The organism is Cupriavidus sp. UYPR2.512 (assembly GCF_000379565.1).
Lineage (GTDB): Bacteria > Pseudomonadota > Gammaproteobacteria > Burkholderiales > Burkholderiaceae > Cupriavidus.
In genome coordinates, this window is the sequence record NZ_KB902853.1 from 159,073 (window position 1) to 177,255 (window position 18,183).

General features: G+C 67.4%; 17 protein-coding genes and 2 pseudogenes. 4 read left to right on the plus strand and 15 right to left on the minus strand.

Annotated features, from left to right (window positions below):
• Window positions 1-329 precede the first annotated feature (329 nt).
• The gene (locus tag A3A5_RS0103405; protein ID WP_018309251.1) at window positions 330-1,034 is read left to right on the plus strand and encodes a Bax inhibitor-1/YccA family protein; all 705 of its coding nucleotides are present in this window, start codon (window positions 330-332) and stop codon (window positions 1,032-1,034) included.
• A 70-nt stretch (window positions 1,035-1,104) separates the two neighbouring features.
• Here A3A5_RS0103405 and rlmD read toward each other — a convergent pair whose 3' ends face one another.
• A complete protein-coding gene (gene rlmD, locus A3A5_RS0103410) occupies window positions 1,105-2,409 on the minus strand; it encodes a 23S rRNA (uracil(1939)-C(5))-methyltransferase RlmD (protein ID WP_232431259.1) in 1,305 nt (434 codons plus the stop codon).
• A 251-nt stretch (window positions 2,410-2,660) separates the two neighbouring features.
• Here rlmD and A3A5_RS0103415 point away from each other — a divergent pair, with 251 nt between their 5' ends.
• Window positions 2,661-3,515 carry an endonuclease/exonuclease/phosphatase family protein gene (locus tag A3A5_RS0103415; RefSeq protein ID WP_018309253.1) on the plus strand — a complete coding sequence of 285 codons (855 nt, stop codon included), beginning with the start codon at window positions 2,661-2,663 and terminating at the stop codon, window positions 3,513-3,515.
• A gap of 26 nt (window positions 3,516-3,541) precedes the next feature.
• On the opposite strand, the gene A3A5_RS0103420 is transcribed toward A3A5_RS0103415, so the two are convergent.
• The 5 genes from A3A5_RS0103420 to surE are packed head-to-tail and all read right to left on the minus strand — an operon-like array spanning window position 3,542 to window position 8,124.
• The gene (locus A3A5_RS0103420; RefSeq protein WP_018309254.1) at window positions 3,542-4,381 is read right to left on the minus strand and encodes a 3'-5' exonuclease; all 840 of its coding nucleotides are present in this window, start codon (window positions 4,379-4,381) and stop codon (window positions 3,542-3,544) included.
• Window positions 4,378-5,556, minus strand: coding sequence for an RNA polymerase sigma factor RpoS (rpoS, locus tag A3A5_RS0103425; RefSeq protein ID WP_026200410.1), 1,179 nt, complete (start codon window positions 5,554-5,556; stop codon window positions 4,378-4,380). The genes A3A5_RS0103420 and rpoS overlap by 4 nt, the downstream gene beginning before the upstream one ends.
• Before the next feature lie 6 nt (window positions 5,557-5,562).
• Entirely contained in the window at window positions 5,563-6,414 is an 852-nt protein-coding gene (locus tag A3A5_RS0103430; RefSeq protein ID WP_018309256.1) for a peptidoglycan DD-metalloendopeptidase family protein, read from the minus strand.
• Window positions 6,415-6,422: 8 nt separating this feature from the next.
• A complete protein-coding gene (locus A3A5_RS0103435) occupies window positions 6,423-7,343 on the minus strand; it encodes a protein-L-isoaspartate(D-aspartate) O-methyltransferase (RefSeq protein ID WP_018309257.1) in 921 nt (306 codons plus the stop codon).
• Window positions 7,344-7,371: 28 nt separating this feature from the next.
• Window positions 7,372-8,124 carry a 5'/3'-nucleotidase SurE gene (surE, locus tag A3A5_RS0103440; RefSeq protein WP_026200411.1) on the minus strand — a complete coding sequence of 251 codons (753 nt, stop codon included), beginning with the start codon at window positions 8,122-8,124 and terminating at the stop codon, window positions 7,372-7,374.
• 207 nt (window positions 8,125-8,331) lie between these two features.
• Here surE and A3A5_RS0103445 point away from each other — a divergent pair, with 207 nt between their 5' ends.
• Together A3A5_RS0103445 and A3A5_RS0103450 are read left to right on the plus strand one after the other, a co-directional pair.
• Entirely contained in the window at window positions 8,332-9,306 is a 975-nt protein-coding gene (locus tag A3A5_RS0103445; protein WP_010814246.1) for an NADPH:quinone oxidoreductase family protein, read from the plus strand.
• 157 nt (window positions 9,307-9,463) lie between these two features.
• A pseudogene (locus A3A5_RS0103450) lies at window positions 9,464-9,750 on the plus strand (sensor histidine kinase); the annotation flags it as partial.
• Window positions 9,751-9,827: 77 nt separating this feature from the next.
• Here A3A5_RS0103450 and A3A5_RS0103455 read toward each other — a convergent pair.
• The 9 genes and pseudogenes from A3A5_RS0103455 to A3A5_RS0103495 form a co-directional block, all read right to left on the minus strand.
• The gene (locus tag A3A5_RS0103455; protein ID WP_018309259.1) at window positions 9,828-10,619 is read right to left on the minus strand and encodes an ABC transporter permease; all 792 of its coding nucleotides are present in this window, start codon (window positions 10,617-10,619) and stop codon (window positions 9,828-9,830) included.
• 30 nt (window positions 10,620-10,649) lie between these two features.
• Entirely contained in the window at window positions 10,650-11,462 is an 813-nt protein-coding gene (locus tag A3A5_RS0103460) for an ABC transporter ATP-binding protein (RefSeq protein ID WP_018309260.1), read from the minus strand.
• 133 nt (window positions 11,463-11,595) lie between these two features.
• Window positions 11,596-12,638, minus strand: a pseudogene (locus A3A5_RS37575) (ABC transporter substrate-binding protein).
• A 179-nt stretch (window positions 12,639-12,817) separates the two neighbouring features.
• Window positions 12,818-13,843: a tripartite tricarboxylate transporter substrate binding protein gene (locus tag A3A5_RS0103470; RefSeq protein WP_081623798.1), complete on the minus strand. Its 1,026-nt coding sequence runs from the start codon at window positions 13,841-13,843 to the stop codon at window positions 12,818-12,820.
• Between the two features lie 49 nt (window positions 13,844-13,892).
• Window positions 13,893-14,861, minus strand: a complete 969-nt coding sequence (locus tag A3A5_RS0103475) for a hydroxymethylglutaryl-CoA lyase (RefSeq protein WP_018309262.1) — start codon at window positions 14,859-14,861, stop codon at window positions 13,893-13,895.
• Complete coding sequence (locus tag A3A5_RS0103480) at window positions 14,858-16,054, minus strand: CaiB/BaiF CoA-transferase family protein (RefSeq protein ID WP_018309263.1); 1,197 nt, start codon at window positions 16,052-16,054, stop codon at window positions 14,858-14,860. Before A3A5_RS0103480 ends, A3A5_RS0103475 begins: the two co-directional genes overlap by 4 nt.
• Window positions 16,055-16,233: 179 nt before the next feature.
• The gene (locus tag A3A5_RS0103485) at window positions 16,234-17,139 is read right to left on the minus strand and encodes a LysR substrate-binding domain-containing protein (protein WP_018309264.1); all 906 of its coding nucleotides are present in this window, start codon (window positions 17,137-17,139) and stop codon (window positions 16,234-16,236) included.
• 76 nt (window positions 17,140-17,215) lie between these two features.
• The gene (recR, locus tag A3A5_RS0103490) at window positions 17,216-17,830 is read right to left on the minus strand and encodes a recombination mediator RecR (protein ID WP_010814257.1); all 615 of its coding nucleotides are present in this window, start codon (window positions 17,828-17,830) and stop codon (window positions 17,216-17,218) included.
• Window positions 17,831-17,837: 7 nt separating this feature from the next.
• A complete protein-coding gene (locus tag A3A5_RS0103495) occupies window positions 17,838-18,170 on the minus strand; it encodes a YbaB/EbfC family nucleoid-associated protein (protein ID WP_013957243.1) in 333 nt (110 codons plus the stop codon).
• Window positions 18,171-18,183: the final 13 nt, after the last annotated feature.

The window sequence follows — 18,183 nt, forward strand, 5'->3', positions numbered from 1 at the left end:
GATTCTAGCACGAAGACCATGACCCTTTCGAGGGTCTTCCCTGCTCTGGCGTGTGTCGGGCCGCCCTTGCCGCACAAGCCGGCAACAAGTAGATCAAAGGCCACATTACAACCTTGTCATGCCAGGAACACGCCGCCCCGGCTAACATCCAATGTGAGCGGCACCGTACGGGCGCAAAGCATGGGCGAGGTGACTCCTGGGTTACCCCGCCCTTGCAATTCGACCTCCCAGGTGCCACATTGACGATGGTTCCGTCCGGGTTCCATACGAATCTTCGCATCCGAAGCCTCGCAGCCCCGGCGCCTCACCGTTTTGAGACAGGAGTCACCATGGATAACAAGCTGAACACCTACGGTTTCGGCAATAGTGCGTCGACCGTCACTGACGTCGTCGTTCGCAACCGGGTCTTGCGCAACACTTACTGGCTGCTTGCCATCTCGATGATCCCCACCGTGCTCGGCGCGTGGATCGGCGTGGCAAGCGGCTTCAGCTTCATGAAGGGCAGCCCCGGCCTGTCGCTGATCCTGTTCCTGGGCATCGCCTTCGCCTTCTTCTACGGCATCGAGAAGACCAAGAACAGCAGCATGGGCGTGGTGCTGTTGCTGGCGTTCACGTTCTTCATGGGCCTGATGCTGTCGCGCCTGATCGGCGCGGTGCTGCAGTTCTCGAACGGCCCGGCGCTGATCATGTATGCGTTCGGCGGCACGGCGGCGGTGTTCGGCGCCATGGCCACCATCGCCACGGTCAGCAAGCGCGATTTCTCCGGCCTCAGCAAATTCCTGTTCGTCGGCGTGATCCTGCTGATCCTGGCCAGCGTCGCCAATATCTGGCTGCAGCTGCCCTCGCTGATGATCACGGTGTCGGTGATCGCGATCGGCATCTTCTCGGCGTACATCCTGTTCGATGTGCAGCGCGTGGTGAACGGCGGCGAAACCAACTACATCACCGCCACGCTGGCGATCTACCTGGACGTGTACAACGTCTTCACCAACCTGCTGGCGCTGCTGGGCATCTTCGGCGGCAGCCGCGACTGACGGCAACCTCCGCAGCAGCATGCAAAAACCGGCCTGATGGCCGGTTTTTCTTTTGGTGCGCCCTGCGCGCTCAGCCGCGATCGAACACCGCGATCGACTCCACGTGCGAGGTATGCGGGAACATGTTGACCACGCCCGCGCCGCTCAGCCGGTAGCCCGCCTCGTGCACCAGCAGGCCGGCGTCGCGCGCCAGCGTGGCGGGGCTGCACGAGACGTAGACGATGCGCTGCGGCAGCACGTCGCTGCCCTGCTGCGCCAGTTCGCCCAGCGCCTTGCACACGGCCAGCGCGCCTTCGCGCGGCGGGTCGACCAGCCAGCGGTCGAAGCGGCCCAGCGCGGCAATGTCCTCGGCGGTGACTTCAAACAGGTTGCGGCATGCAAACTCGGTCCTCGCCGCCAGCCCGTTGTATTCGGCGTTGGCCAGCGCCCGCGTGGTCAGCGCCTCGCTGCCTTCGATGCCCATCACCGACTTGCCTTGCGTGGCCAGCGGCAGCGTGAAGTTGCCGATGCCGCAGAACAGGTCGAGCAGGCGGTCCTGCGGCTGCGCGTCGAGCAGGCGCAGCGCGCGGCCGATCAGCACCCGGTTGATCTGGTGGTTCACCTGGGTGAAGTCGGTCGGCTTGAACGGCATGCGGATGCCGAATTCCGGCAGCGTATAGGCCAGTTCGGCATCGGCCGGGTAGAACGGGTAGACCGTATCCGGGCCCTTGGGCTGCAGCCAGAACTGCACCTGGTGCTGGTCGGCGAAGGCGCGCAGCAGGTTCTTGTCGGCATCGGTCAGCGGCTCCAGGATGCGCAGCACCAGCGCGGTGACTTCCTGCCCCACGGCCAGCTCGATCTGCGGCATGCGGTCGCGGATCGACAGCCCCATCACCAGCTCGCGCAGCGGCACCAGCAGGGCCGACACATGCGGCGGGAGGATCTCGCAACGGGTCATGTCGGCCACATAGCTGCTCTTGCGCTCGTGGAAGCCGACCAGCACCCCGCCCTTCTTGGCGACGTGGCGCACCGTCAGGCGCGCGCGGTAGCGATAGCCCCAGTCCGGGCCGGCGATCGGGCGGAACACCACATCTGGCTTCACCTTGGACAGGTGCCACAGGTTGTCTTCCAGCACGCGCTGCTTGATCGCCAGCTGCGCGCGGGAATCCAGATGCTGCATCGAGCACCCGCCGCAGACCCCAAAATGCTGGCAGCCGGGCTTCACGCGCATCACCGATTCCTGCCGGACCTCGACCAGGTGGGCCTGCTCGTAGCTGGGCTTGCGGCGAAAGCTGCGGTAGCTGACGGTCTCGCCGGGCAGCGCGCCCTCGACGAAGATGACCTTGCCGGGCGTGCCGTCCTCGTTCACCAGGCGGCCAACGCCGCGGGCCTCCATGTCGAGGCTGTCGATCGACACCACGGGATCGGCCGCGGGGGCACCAGCGTCGGCGCGGACACGGGACTCTTTTGCAACGGGAGCTGCACCTTGGTCGGCAACAGCGGCCGGGGCTGCCGGCGTTTCTTGTGGGGAGGACACGGCTTGGGACACCAGACGAAACCTGACGTATTGTTTTGCGAAAGCGGGATTGTATGCCAGACCGGGCCCGCACCGGTGGCAGCAGCCTGATGATGCAACGGAGACGGCAAATGGAACTGATTTCCTGGAATATCCAGTGGGGGCGAGGCGCCGACGGACATGTCGACCTGGGCCGCCAGGTCGACACCCTGCGCGGCATTGCCGACCCCGACGTAATCTGCCTGCAGGAGGTCACCCGCGGGTTCGGCGAACTGCGCGGCAGCCCCGGTGACGACCAGGTGGCGGAGTTGACCGCCCTGTTGCCCGGCTACCACCTGCTCTACGCGCCGGGTGTCGACCGGCGCACTGCCGCCGGTGGGCGCAAGCAGTTCGGCAACCTGATAGCCACGCGCCTGCCGGTGCGAGAAGTCTTCCGCCACGCCCTGCCCTGGCCGGCGGACCCTCAGGTCGCCTCGATGCCGCGCGTGGCGCTGGAAGCCACGGTCGAGCTCGGCACCCGGCGGCTGCGCGTGATCTGCACGCACCTGGAGTATTACTCATCACACCAGCGCGCCGCGCAGGCCGAAGCCTTGCGCACCTGGCACGCCGAAGCCTGTGACCATGCGCGCCGACCCGGCCGCAGCGAGAAATGGCCGGGCCCGTTCACGCCGGAGCCGCGCCCCGCCGAGGCCGTCCTGTGCGGCGACTTCAACAGCAAACCCGACGATATCGCCTACCGCCGTGTACTCGAGCCCTTTGTCGACGCCACGCCGCCCTGGCGCGATGCCTGGCTGCTCACACACCCAGGCCTGCCGCATGCGCCAACCTGCGCCCTGTACGACAAGGAGCAATGGCCGGAGCCGCCGTTCGCCTGCGATTTCATGCTCGTGACGGAGAATCTCGCCGGGCGTGTCCGGCGCTGCGAGGTCGATGCGGACACGGCCGACTCGGACCACCAGCCGATCCTGCTGTCGCTGGATCTGTGAGTCCGTGTCGGCGCGTCGCGGCGTCCTCAGTCTTCGAGGTCTTCGGCCTCGGGCGTGAGACGCTGCAGCCGGAATGCCTGCAGGTATTCCATCCACTGCTCGCCGGGCAGCTCGGCCAATGACTCCTGGACGAACTCCATCTCGACGTCGAACTCGCGCGGCGACATGCCGCCGCGCATCAGCTGGAAGCGGCAGTACATCAGGTAGGTGTTGACGACGTCGGTCTCGCAGTAGGCGCGGATCTCGTCGAGCTGGCCTGCCTGGAAAGCCTGCCAGACCTTGCTGCCGTCCATCCCCATCTTGCCCGGGAAGCCGCACAGCTTGGCCAGGTCATCCAGCGGCGCGCTGGCGCGGGGCTGGTACATGGCCAGCAGGTCCATCAGGTCCAGGTGCCGCATGTGGTAGCGGCTGATGTAGTTGTTCCACTTGAAGTCACGGCTGTCGTCGTCGCGGCCCTCGCCCATCTCCCAGTAGCGCGGCGCGGTGACGCCGTTGACCAGGCCGCGATAGTGCAGCACCGGCAGGTCGAAGCCGCCGCCGTTCCATGAAACCAGTTGCGGACTGTAGCGCGCGATCAGTTCATAGAACTTCTGGATCAGCGTGGCCTCGTTGTCTGCCGGCGTGCCCAGCGAGCCGACGTGGAATACCGCCGAGCCGTCGCGGTGCGTGCGGCGCAGCACGCAGGAAATCGCCGCGATGCGCTGCAGGTAGTGCGGGAGAAAATCGCTGCCGCTCTTTTCGCGGCGGGCGGCAAACGCATGCTCGGCGACTTCAGCGTCGCTCATCGCATCGGGATGGTCATGCAAACGGCGCAGGCCGGCAACATCGGGAATAGTCTCGATGTCGAATACCAGCACAGGAGTCATAGAACAGCGTCCTTCCTGACACCTTGCGAAGCGAAATGCCGCTTGAGCTTGACCAGCGCCTCCTGCTGGATCTGGCGCACGCGCTCGCGCGTAAGGCCCATTTCCTCGGCGAGCTCTTCCAGCGTGGCGGGCTCGATATGGTTGAGGCCGAAGCGGCGCTCCACCACATAGCGATGTTTTTCCGACAGGCGCGCCAGCCAGAGCTTCATCAGCCCTTCCAGCTCGCGGTGCGCCACCTCCTGGTCGGGGGCGGCGTTGTGCTCGTCGGAGAGGAAATCCAGGAGGCTCGAGCCGGGATCGAGATCGAACGGCGTATCGAGCGAGGTGGTATGTTCGTTGAGTGCCAGGACGTCCTGCACTTCGTCCGGCGTCTTGCCCAGCAGGTGGGCGATGTCTTCCAGGCTGGCGTCGCGCCCGTCGGTGCCGCCCTTTTCCAGATGGCGCTTGGCACGCAGCACCTGGTTGAGCTCGCGGATCACGTGGACCGGCAGGCGGACCGTGCGCGCCTGGTTCATGATGGCGCGCTCGATGCTCTGGCGGATCCACCAGGTCGCGTACGTCGAGAAGCGGAAACCGCGCGACGGATCGAATTTTTCGATCGCATGCATCAGGCCCAGGTTGCCTTCCTCGATCAGGTCGAGCAGCGGCACGCCGCGATTGAGGTAGCCCTTGGCGATGCTGACCACCAGCCGCAGGTTGCGCTCGATCATGACCTGGCGCGCGGCAAAGTCGCCGTCCTTGGCCAGCGTGGAGAAATGCAGTTCTTCCGGGGCCGACAAGAGCGGCTTGATGCTGATGCGGTTCAGGTAGTGCTGGACGGTATCCGCGGCCAGCTCGGTATGCAGCACGGTGCGGAAATCATCATGCTCGGCGGCGGCGCTGTCGGTGCCATTTTCCGCGCTCTCTTCTTCCTCGTCTTCCGACTCGTCCTCTTCGTCGTCGCGCGCGATGCGCTCATTGTCATCGGCGAGCAGGTCGGCCTCGCGCAGGCCCACCGAAGTGGACGTGGCGATGGGCTCGTCGGTCACGGGAATCAGTTCGGCGGCGAGATCAGGCTCGAAGCCTTCGGCATCGGCGCGCGCGTCGGGATGTGCCACACCAGCCTTCACTTCCGGCTGCTTGGGACGGCGAGCCCTGCTGACGGTTCCGGAGGAGACAGTTTTCTGGCGTGGCATGAACCCTCACTGTGGCGGCAGGTACCGCATCGGATCAACCGGTTTTCCGTTCTTGCGAACTTCGAAGTGAAGCTTTACCCGGTCGGTATCACTGTTGCCCATCTCCGCAATCTTCTGGCCTTTTCGGACCGCGGATTGCTCAGCCACGAGCACCTTGTCGTTGTGCCCGTAAGCAGTAAGAAATGTCTCGTTGTGTTTGATGATGACAAGATTCCCGTAGCCGCGCAAGGGGCCAACGTGAATCACCCGACCATCGTCCGCGGCCAGCACCGCATCGCCCTTCTTGCCCGCAATATCGATACCTTTATTGCCCTTGTCGTCGAATTTCCCGACCGTCTGGCCGGTTGCCGGCCAGGCCAGCTTCATCGCGCCATCGGCGACCGGCGCGGCGGGCGCGGCGGGCGTTGCCGCTGGCGCCGAAGCAGCCGCAGCCGGCGCCACCGGCGTGGCGGCCGGGCGGGCCTGGTCGATCGGCTGCGCCTGCACCGTGCCCGGCGCCACCGGCATGGTGGCCACGCCGGGCGCAGTGTTGACGTCGGCACCCGGCGGCACGATCCGCAGCAGCTGGCCGACCTCGATCTGGTTCACATTGGTCAGGTTATTCCAGGTTGCCACATCGCGATATGACTGACCATTCTCCAGCGCGATACGGTAAAGGGTATCGCCTCGCTTGACCCGATAGTATCCGGGGGGCGCCGGTTCCAGCGTCGCGGCCGCGGTACCGGAAGTGGAGGTACGGTCAACCACAGGTGCCGGCATCGGCGAATTGGCGCAGGCGGCCAGCAGGGCCGTCAGCGCCGAGGCCGCAAAAAGTTGTCCGGCGCGTGCGAAATATTGCGATTTCACGATGTTGTGCATAGTTCGACTCAGATGGTGCCCGATTTTAAGGGCACAAAGAAAACGGCTTCAAGCGCGGTTCTGTGAAAGCGATGACGGTTGCGCCGCTCGATCAGCAACAGCTGCTGCGTGACGGTCTGGCCCGGCACGCCCGCCGGCGGCATCACCGCCACCGGGGCGATCAGGCGCCCGCCGATGGCCAGCTGCTCCAGCAGCGCCTCGGGCACCTCCATGCCGGCGGCGGCCAGGATGATGGCCGAAAACGGCGCCGCCTGGGGCAGCCCCAGCATGCCGTCACCGTAGTGCAGGCGCAGGTTGGGCACGCGCAGCGGCCGCAGGTTCGCCTTGGCCTGCTCGTGCAGCGGGCGGATGCGCTCGATCGAGAAGACTTCGCGCGCCACCTGGGCCAGCACCGCGGCCTGGTAGCCACAGCCGGTGCCGATCTCGAGCACGCGCTCCAGCGGCGCGTCGGCGGCCAGGCCCTCGCGCAGCAGCTCGATCATGCGCGCCACCACCGACGGCTTGGAAATGGTCTGCTGGTGGCCGATCGGCAGCGCGGCGTCCTCATACGCCTGAGATGCCAGCCCCGGCTCGACGAACAGGTGGCGTGGCACGGTGGCGATGGCCGACAGCACGCGCTCGTCGCGGATTCCCGCGGCACGCAGCCGCGCCGCCAGCGCCACGCGCGCGCGCGCCGAGGCCATGCCCCCGCCGCCCGCGGTGGCCGCCGAGGCGCGTTGCTCGACCGCGCTTGCAGGCAACGGCGCGGGCGCCGGTGCGGCGGTGCGCGGCAGGCGCGGCTTGGCCGGCTTGGCTGGCGCGGGGGTGGGCGCCGCCGGCCGCGGCGTGCCCACGGCGGGCATGCCGGCAGTGCGGGCCGGCGCGGGCTTGCGCTCGACTACCGCATCGAGCGGCAGCGGAAACTTGTTGCGACGGGGCGTGGAGCTCATCGGGGGCGCGACACTGCGGATCGGTGGCCTACTTCAACCACTGGTCGAGCGCGTCGAGCTGCCCGCGGTGCGTCAGGTCGAGCTGCAACGGCGTGAGCGAGACATAGCCCGACGCGGCTGCATGGAAATCGGTGCCCTCGCTGGCATCGCGCGCATCGCCCGCCGGGCCGATCCAGTAGTTGGTATCGCCGCGCGGATTGACTTGCGTGATCACCGGCTGCGACGGATGGCGCTTGCCCAGGCGCGTGGCACGGAAGCCCTTGATATGTTCGAACGGCAGGTTCGGGATATTGACGTTGAGCAGGAACGGCTCGGCCGGCGGCGTGCCGATGATGCGCTCCACCACGGTGCGCGCCACGCGTGCCGCGGCGTCCAGGTGCTCCCAGCCCTTGTCCACCTGCGAGAAGGCGACCGCCGGAATGCCCAGCAGGTAGCCCTCGATGGCGGCGGCGACGGTGCCGGAGTACAGCACGTCTTCGCCCATGTTCTGTCCCTGGTTGATGCCGGACACCACCAGGTCGGGTTTCTCTTCCAGCAGGCCCGTCAGCGCGATATGCACGCAGTCGGTCGGCGTTCCGTTGACGAAGCGAAAACCCTTCTGCACGCCTTCGCGCGCTTCATAGATCGACAGCGGGCGCTGCAGGGTCAGGGAATTGGAGGCACCGCTATGGTTCTGCTCCGGTGCGATGACCGTGATCCGGCCCAGCGGCGCGAGCGCGGCATGCAAAACGGCCAGTCCCGGCGCGAGATAACCGTCGTCGTTGGCGAGAAGGATATGCATGGCGCGATTGTACCTGAGCGCGCGCGCGCAAGCGGCCCGTGCGCCGCCATGAAAGCACGTTTCTGGCGCTGTATGCAGGCCGCAAATGACCACCTCCATCGCTTAGGCATGGAACAGAACGACCGTGCTATTTCTGCGCTACACTTGCCCTGCCCGCCCGCATAAGCTTGACTGGCGTGAAATGCCACCAACATCACCGGAGACAAGATGAAAGCCGTACTGTGCAAAGCCTGGGGCCCGCCCGATTCGCTGACCATCGAAACCCTGCCCGACCTGGTGCCGGCCAAGGGCGAAGTGGTCATCGACGTCAAGGCGGCCGCCGTCAACTTCCCGGATGTGCTCATCATCCAGAACAAATACCAGGCCAAGCCTGCCCTGCCGTTCAGCCCGGGCTCGGAGCTGGCCGGCGTGGTCAATGCGGTCGGCGAAGGGGTCACCCATGTCAAGCCCGGCGACAAGGTGATCGCCTACCTGGGCAACGGCGCGTTCGCCAGCCAGGCCAAGGCGCCGGCGGCGTCGGTGGTGCCGATGCCGCCCGGCATCGACTTCGAGACCGCGGCGGCCTTCACGCTGACCTACGGCACCTCGCACCACGCGGTCATCGACCGGGGCGAGCTGAAGGCGGGCCAGACCATGCTGGTGCTGGGCGCGGCCGGCGGCGTGGGCCTGGCGGCAATCGAGATCGGCAAGGCCATCGGCGCGCGCGTGATCGCCGCCGCCTCGACCGACGAGAAGCTCGCGGTGTGCAAGGAGCACGGCGCCGACGCACTGATCAACTACAGCACCGAAGACCTGCGCGAGCGCATCAAGGCGCTGACCGACGGCAAGGGCCCGGACGTGATCTACGACCCGGTGGGCGGCATCTATGCCGAACCGGCCTTCCGTTCGATCGGCTGGCGCGGCCGCTACCTGGTGGTGGGTTTTGCCAATGGCGAGATCCCCAAGCTGCCGCTGAACCTGGCGCTGCTCAAGGGCGCCTCGCTGGTGGGCGTGTTCTGGGGCGACTTTGTGCGGCGCGAGCCCAAGGCCAACCAGGCCAATATGGCGCAGATGCTGGGCTGGATGAAGGAAGGCAAGATCCGCCCGCATATCTCTGCGCGCTATCCGCTGGAGCAGGCCCCGCAGGCGCTCAAGGACATGGAAGCGCGCAAGGTCACCGGCAAGATCGTGATCGTGCCCTGAGCGGCACGCACGCCGGCGGCGCGCTCTGCCCGCCGGTAAAAGAAGCGCGCAAGGCGTGCGGCTACGCCCTGCGCCCGGCTGAGGCAACGCGCCTCAAGCTGCCAGCCGCCCTGGATGGTGCACACCCATGCGCCAGGCGGCGGGCAGTTCCCAACGACGCGTGGCCCTGGACGGCGGCGCGCCGCGGCTGCAGGTGATCGACAACGGCCCCGGCATAGCGCCGGCAGAGCGCGATGCGGTGTTCCGGCGCTGCTATCGCGGCGAGAGCGGACAGGCCGTGGAAGGCACCGGCCTGGGGCTGTCGTGCGCGAGATCGCGCGGCTGCATGGTGCCACCGTCGCGCTGTCCGATACCCCGGGCGGCGGGCTGACGGTGTCGGTGTGTTTTGGGACGTCGGAGGATAAGGACGCGCAGGCATCAGGCCAGCTGACGACGCCTTCATGACCGATTGCTTGCTCCCCTCTCCCGCTTGCGGGAGAGGGGAGCAAGCCAGCGAAACCTTGCCTTGAGGGACAAGGACGTCAAAGCTTCTCCGTCTCCCCGCTCTTCGGCTGCCACTTCATCAGCCGCTTCTCGCCCGTGCCGACCATCCAGTCCAGCAGCAGCGCAAACGCCGTCAGCACCACGATGCCGGCGAACACGGTGTTGATGTCGAAGGTGCCTTCGGCCTGCAGGATCAGGTAGCCCACGCCGCGCGCCGAGCCCAGGTACTCGCCCACCACCGCGCCCACGAAGGCCAGGCCCACCGAGGTATGCAGCGACGAGAACACCCAGCTGGTGGCGCTGGGCAGGTAGACATGGCGCAGCAGCTGCTTCTGGTTGGCACCCAGCATGCGCGCGTTGGCCAGCACCACCGGGCTCACTTCCTTGACGCCCTGGTAGACGTTGAAGAAGACGATGAAGAACACCAGCGTCACCGCCAGCGCCACCTTGGACCAGATGCCCAGGCCGAACCAGACCGCAAAAATCGGTGCCAGGATCACGCGCGGCATCGAGTTCATGGCCTTGACGTAGGGGTCGAGGATGGCCGAGGTCAGCGGACTCAGCGCCAGCCACAGGCCCACGCCCAGCCCCGCCACCGTGCCGATGCCGAAGGCCAGCACGGTTTCGACCAGCGTCACGCCCAGGTGCAGGTAGATATCGCGCTCGACGATAAACCAGCTCCAGATGCGCTGCGCCACCATCAGCGGCTCACCAAAGAAAAAGGCAACCTGCTGCGAGCGCGTGGCCATATGCCACACGCCGAGGATCACCACCAGGACGAGCAGTTGCCAGACGCGCAGCATGCCCTTGGAATCAGTACGAAATGCCATCGGGATTCAGGTCTCGTTAGGTTGGAGGGCTCAGGCCACCTTGCGCTGCTGGGCGTAGCCCTTGAGCACTTCCTCGCGCAGCACGTCCCAGATCGCGGCGTGCAGTTCGACAAAACGGGGATGGTTGCAGATCTCGGCCACGTCGCGCGGGCGCGGCAGGTCGATCTCGAACTCGCCGATCGGGTGCGTGCCGGGGCCGGCCGAGAGCACCACCACGCGGTCGCTCATGGCGATGGCCTCGTCCAGGTCGTGGGTGATGAAGAGCACGGCCTTGCGCTTGGCGGCCCACAGCTCCAGCACCTCGTTCTCCATCAGCTGGCGGGTCTGGATATCCAGCGCCGAGAATGGCTCGTCCATCAGGATGATGTCCGGGTCCAGCACCAGCGTCTGCGCCAGCGCGACACGCTTGCGCATGCCGCCCGAGAGCTGGTGCGGGTAGCGGTCGCCAAAGCCGCCCAGGCCCACGCGGCGCAGCCATTCTTCGCCCTGCCGCACGGCCTCGGCACGCGCCACGCCGCGGAACTCCAGGCCGGCAACGACGTTGTCCAGCGCGCTGCGCCAGGGCATCAGCGCCTCGGTCTGGAACATATAGCCGGCGCGGCGGTTGATGCCGCGCAGGGGCTCGCCAAACACGCGCACCTCGCCGCTGGAGGGTTCCAGCAGGCCGGCGCCGACGTTCAGCAGCGTGGACTTGCCGCAGCCGGTGGGGCCGACCACGGAGACGAATTCGCCGGGCTGGATCGACAGCGTGACGTCCTGGACCGCGGTATAGCGCTGGCTGCGGTCATCGCGCGAGACAAAGGTGCAGGTGACCTGGTCGAGGGAAAGTGCGGGAGTGCTCATGGTGAACCGTCTCGATCCCGCCGTGGCGCCGCCGGGGAGCATGGCGCGGGCGGGTGATGATGGATTGGCCGTCAAGGCTTCAAAGCAAAGGCCCGCTGTGGACAGCGGGCCGATGGCATCGACGGCAAGGGTCTTACTTGTACTTGGCGTTGGCCTTCTGCACGAAGGCGTTGGTGTAGGTCTCTTCCAGCTTGACCGGCTTGCCCTTGAGCTCGGCGTCGAACTGGCTCAGCGCGTTGAACGCGGTGCGCGGACCGTCGGCCGGCATGGTGCCGTCCGGCGAGATCGCTTCCTTGACCTTGTCCCACGCAGCCAGGTACAGCGCGCGGTCACCCAGCAGGTAGCTTTCCGGCACGGTCTTGACGATATCGGACGGCCCCGCCTTCTGCAGCCACTTGAGCGCGCGTACCATGGCATTGGTCAGCGCCTGCGTGGTGTTGGGGTTCTGCTGGATAAACGCCTGCGACGCATACAGGCAGCCCGACGGCATGTTGCCGCCGAACACCGCCTGCGTATCCTTGAGCGTGCGGGTGTCCGAGGCGATGCGCACTTCATTCTTCTGCGTCAGCATCGACACCACCGGGTCCAGGTTGGCCATGGCGTCGATCTGGCCCGAACGCATCGCCGCCACCGCGCCGGCGCTGGCGCCCACGCCGATGAACGACACGTCGGACGGCTTCAGGCCGGCCTTGGCCAGCACGAAGTTGGCCATCATGTTGGTCGACGAGCCCGGCGCGGTCACGCCGATCTTCTTGCCCTTCAGGTCGGCGATCGACTTGAAGTTGGGCATGGTCTTGTTCGACACCACCAGCACGATCTGCGGGGCGCGGCCCTGCAGCACGAATCCTGGTAGCGCTGGCCCTTGGCCTGCAGGTTGATGGTGTGCTCGTAGGCGCCCGAGACCACGTCGGCGCTGCCGCCCACCACGGCCTGCAGCGCCTTGGCGCCGCCGGCGAAGTCGACGATCTCGACGTCCAGCCCTTCTTCCTTGAAGTAGCCGAGGCGCTCGGCAATGGTCAGCGGCAGGTAATAGAACAGGTTCTTGCCGCCCACCGCGATGGTGACCTTGGTCTTCTCCGGCTTGCCCTGTGCCTGCGCCTGGCCGAAGGTGAACCAGCCGGCCAGGAACAGCGCCAGCGCGATCAGGAATTGCTTCCAGAATTTCTTGTTATACATCCGAGATCTCCTACCCGTGTGGACTGGCGCTGCGGCAACGTGCGCTCGAAGGGGGCGCGCCGCGGTGCGGCAAATTGCGATGCTACCGGACGGTGCGATGCACCGCATCGGTATCAACACCTAGCGAACCCGCGAGCTTAGCGCCCTTACCTTTCGATCACCTTGCCTCAGCCCTGCGGTCATTCCGCCTGGATGTTGGCGGACTTGATCACCTTGGCCCAGCGCGCCAGCTCCGCCTTCTGGTATTGCGCCAGCTGCTGCGGGCTCATGTACTTGGCCTCGGCGCCCAGTTCCTCGGCCTTCTTGCGGAAGGCTTCGGTGCGCATGATCTTCTCGATCTCGCCGGTGAGCTTGTCGATCACCGGCTTGGGGGTGCCTGCCGGCGCGTACATCGCGAACCACGACGACACGTCCAGGTCGGGGTAGCCGGCCTCGGGCGCCGACGGCACGTCCTTCAGGCTGGGCAGGCGGGTCTTGCTGGTCACCACCAGCGGGCGCAGCTTGCCGGCGGCGATATGGGCCATCAGCGGCGGCGGCGTGGTGATGGTCAGGTCCACCGAGCCGCCCAGCAGGTCGGTCATGGCCGGGCCCGTGCCCTTGTACGGCACGTGCGTGATATGCGTGCCGGCCATCTGGTTCAGCAGCTCGGTCGAGACATGTTGCAGCGAGCCGTTGCCCGACGAGGCGTAGTTCAGCTTGTCGGGATTGGCCTTGGCGTAGGCCACCAGCTCCTTCAGCGACTTGACCGGCAGGCTCGGGCGCACCACCAGCACCTGCGGCGCCGACAGGATGTTGGCCACCGGCGCAAAGTCCTTGACCGGGTCCCACGACAGGCTCTTCACCAGCAGCGGCGTGATCACGTGGAAGCCGGAGTACTGCAGCATCAGCGTGTAGCCGTCTGGCTTGGCCCGCGCCACCAGCTGCGCGGCGATGCTGCCGTTGCCGCCGGGACGGTTGTCCACCACCACCGGCTGGCCGAGCGCCTTGGACAGCGGTTCCGCAATCATGCGCGCCGCGATATCGGTGGTGCCACCGGCCGCGGCCGATACCACCAGCGTCACTGGACGGGTGGGATAGGTGCCGTCCTGCGCCAGTGCGGCGGGGGCGAACCACGCTGCGCCGAGTACCGCGAGCGCGGCGGCTACGGCCTTGCGCCGTGCGGGCATCGTGGACAAGACTGGCTTGGGTTGAAGGTCTCGCTTCATGAAGGTCTCCGTTATCTTGTGGAAGTGTTGTTCTTGTCTGGGTGCCGGGCTATGCCTGCCCGGCGAAATGCTCCGCCATCCAGGCCGGCGGCTGGTGCGTGCGCAGGCGCGGGCCGGCGCTCAGCAACTGGCTGTGGATGTCGCGGCCGACCAGCGCCGGCATGCCGGCCACCACGTCGAGCAGCGCGCCCAGGTCGACGCCGGTCTCGACGCCCATGCAGTCGAACATGTGGACCAGGTCTTCGGTGCTGACGTTGCCGCTGGCACCGGGGGCGTAGGGGCAGCCGCCCAGGCCGCCGGCGGCCGCGTCGAAGCGCGTCACGCCGGTCTGCCAGGCAGCCAGGGCATTGGCCAGGCCCATGCCGCGGGTGTTGTGCAGGTGGATGGTCAGGCCGGTAGCGGGCAGCGCCGCCTGGAAGGCTTCACACAGGGCCGCGACCTGGTTCGGGTAGGCCATGCCGGTGGTGTCGCACAGCGTGATGCCGGCCGCGCCGGCCTCGGCGAAGCGGGTGGCCAGTGCCATCACCGCGGCGCCATCGACCTCGCCCTCGAAGGGACAGCCGAACACGGTCGACAGCGAAATATTGACCGGCACCCCGGCGCCGCGCGCCGCCTCGATCATCGCCAGCAATTGCTCTTGCGACTGCTGGCGCGTCATGCGCAGGTTGGCGCGGTTGTGCGTCTCGCTGGCCGACATCACCAGGTTGACCTCATCCGGCTGGCACGACAGCGCGCGCTCCAGCCCCCGCAGGTTGGGCACCAGCGCGGTATAGCGCACGCCCGGGTGGCGCCGCATGCGGTGCATCAGTGCCTCGGCGTCGGCCAGCGCCGGGATGGCGCGGGCCGAGGTGAAAGAGGTGGCTTCGATGCGGGCGAAGCCGCAGGCCGACAGCGCGTCGAGGAAGGCGACCTTGGCGTCGGTCGGCACCACCGCCGGCTCGATCTGCAGGCCGTCGCGCGGCGCGACTTCGTTGATCTCGACGCGGGCTGGGCCGCGCAGGTTGGTGGCGGCGCTCATGCGATCACCTTGCGCGCGCGCAGGTCGGCAATGGCGGCGTCATCGAAGCCTGCCTGCCGGAGCACCGCATCGGTATGCTCGCCCAACGCCGGCGCGCGGTCATGGATGGCGCCGGGGCTCGCCGACAGCTTGGGCACCACGCCAGGCACTTCCACCGTCAGGCCGCCGGCCGAGGTCACCGACTCGATCACACCGCGCGCGCGGTAGTGCGGGTCTTCGGCGATGTCCTTGACGGTATAGATGCGGCCCGATGGCACCTGCGCGTCGCGCAGCACCGCCAGCACCGACTCCACGGTCTGCGTGCGGGTCCAGGCGGCGATGGCGGCATCGATCTCGTCGACCCGCTGCACGCGGCCGTCGTTCTGCGCCAGCGCCGGATCGTCAGCCAGGTCGGCGCGGCCGATGGCCAGCATCATGCGCTTGAAGATGGCATCGCCATTGGCCGCGACCAGCACGTACTCGCCACTGGCGCAGGGATAGGCGTTGGACGGCGCGATCCCCGGCAGCGCGCCGCCGGCGGGCTGGCGCACCGCGCCGAAGGCCGAGTATTCCGGCAGCAGGCTTTCGCTCAGGTTGAACAGCGACTCGTACAGCGCCACGTCGATGACCTGGCCTTCGCCGCCGCGCGCGTCGCGCTGGTACAGCGCCAGCAGCACGCCCATGGCGCCGTGCAGGCCGGCGATGGTGTCGCCCAGCGACAGCCCGGCGCGCACCGGCGCGCGGCCGGGCTCGCCGGTCAGGTGGCGCAGGCCCGCCATGGCCTCGGCCACCGCGGCAAAGCCCGGCTCGTCCTTCTTCGGGCCGGTCTGGCCGTAGCCCGACACGCGCAGCATGATCAGGCGCGGGTTGTCGGCATGCAGCACATCCCAGCCCAGGCCCCACTTCTCCATGGTGCCGGGGCGGAAGTTCTCGATCAGCACGTCGGCCTCGGCGGCCAGCTTGCGCACCAGTGCCTGGCCTTCCGGCTGGCGCAGGTCGATGCAGATCGATTCCTTGTTGCGCGACTGCGCTTCCCACCAGACCGAGGTGCCTTCATGCAGCATGCGCCATTTGCGCAGCGGGTCGCCCTGCCCCGGCGGCTCCACCTTGATGATGTGGGCGCCAAAGTCGGCCAGGGTCTTGGCGGCGAAGGGGCCGGCGATGAGTTGTCCGAGTTCGAGGACGCGAATGCCCTCGAGGATCTGTTGCGCCATGGGGTGTCTCCGTGCGATGCGGCTGTCTTGTTGCGGTGCGGCAAGACCAATGACTGGCGTGCCATACATTGCGTTCGGACGGAGTGTGCCCCAGCAGGGTGCCTGCCAGGAATCGGCAATCGGTGAAGCGGGCTTTCTCGGAACGCGAAAGGCCCTGGGAAACCCCTAGGAAGCGCGCGTCAGAACGGCGCCCGGTCCCCGCACAGGTGGGTGATCAGCAGACGGGCCGAGACCGTCAGCCCGGCCGGGTCGCGCAGCCCGATCAGCAGCGAGCGGCGCGCCCAGGCGTCCTGCAGCGACACCAGCGACAGCCCCATCGACTTGACGTGCGGCTCGGCCGCGATGCGCGGCAGCACGCCCACGCCCAGGCCGGCCATCACCATGCGGCACATGGCGTCGAAGCTGCGCACCTGGATGCGCAACCGGAACGGCCGGTCCAGCCGGCTGCTCTCCTCCAGCAGGCGCGCGGCCAGCGAGGTTTCCTGCGGCAGGCTGACAAAATCGAATTCCAGCGTATCGGCATAGCGCACCGGGCCGCGCGCGGCCAGCGGATGGTTGGGCGGCGTGATGATGACCAGCTCGTCCTGCCGGTACTCGATCGTCATCAGCCCGGCCGCGGGGGTGCGGTCGGCAAAGATGCCCACGTCGGCGCGGTTCTCGATCAGCGCGGCGACGATGTCGCGGCTGTTCTGCTCTTCCAGCTCGATGCGGATGGTGGGGTGGCGCTGCATGAACGACGCCAGGTCGTCGGGCAGGAACTGCGTGATCGCCGAGGTGTTGGCGCACACCCGCACCTGCCCGCGCACGCCCGAGGCGTAGTCCGACATCACGCCGGCCATGCGTTCAACGTCCTGCAGGATGGTCAGCGCGTGGTGGAAGCAGGCCTGGCCGGCCTCGGTCAGCTGCACGCCGGCGGCATGGCGGAAGAACAGCGGCGCGCCGACCGCGGTTTCCAGATCGGAGATGCGCTTGCTGGCGGCGGCCACGGCCAGGTGCGACTGGCGCGCGCCGGCCGAGATGCTGCCCTGCCGGGCCACGGCGACGAACAAGCCAAGCGTGACGAGATCGAAGCGGGCCAGGTTCATGGGGCAGGCAGGTAGGCGGGGGAATCCGGTGATCGGCGCGCGGGCACGTGGGCGTTCCAGCCCCGCGCGATCGGGCTCAGAGGTTGCGGCGGTCCATCACCGCGCGGGCGATGGTGCCGGCATCGACGTATTCCAGCTCGCCGCCCACCGGCACGCCGCGCGCCAGGCGCGACACCTTGAGGCCGCGCGCCTTGAGCATTTCGCCGATGTAGTGCGCGGTGGCCTCGCCTTCGCTGGTGAAGTTGGTGGCGACGATGACTTCGCCGACCGGGCCGCCCAGCTCAGGCTCGGTAGCGCGCGCGAGCAGCCGGTCAAGATGGATCTCGCGCGGGCCGATGCCGTCCAGCGGCGAGAGCCGGCCCATCAGCACGAAGTACTTGCCGCGGTAGGTCAGGGTCTGCTCGATCATGACCTGGTCGGCCGGGGTTTCCACCACGCACAGCACCGAGGCGTCGCGGCGGTCGTCCAGGCAGGTCTCGCAGATTTCCTGCTCGGTGAAGGTATTGCAACGCTGGCAGTGGCGGATATGGTCCGCCGCGCCGCGCAGCGCGTCGCCCAGCTTGCGCGCGCCCTCGCGATCGTGCTGCAGCAGGTGGTAGGCCATGCGCTGGGCGGACTTGGGCCCGACGCCGGGCAGCACCCGCAGCGCCTCGACCAGCGCCTGCAGCGAAGTCGGCGACGACGCTTTCACGATGGCCTTAGAACGGCAGCTTGAAGCCCGGGGGCAGCGGCAGGCCCGAGGTCATCGAGCCCATCTTTTCCTGCGAGGTGGCTTCGGCCTTGCGCACGGCGTCATTGAAGGCGGCGGCGACCAGGTCTTCCAGCAGGTCCTTGTCTTCGCCCTCGGCCAGCAGGCTGGGGTCGATGGTGACGCGCTTGACGTCGTTCTTGCAGGTCATGACCACCTTGACGAGACCGGCGCCGGACTGGCCCTCGACCTCGATCAGGGCCAGCTGCTCCTGCATCTTCTTCATGTTTTCCTGCATCTGCTGAGCTTGCTTCATCAGCCCGGCGAGTTGACCTTTCATCATGATGGAATGCTCC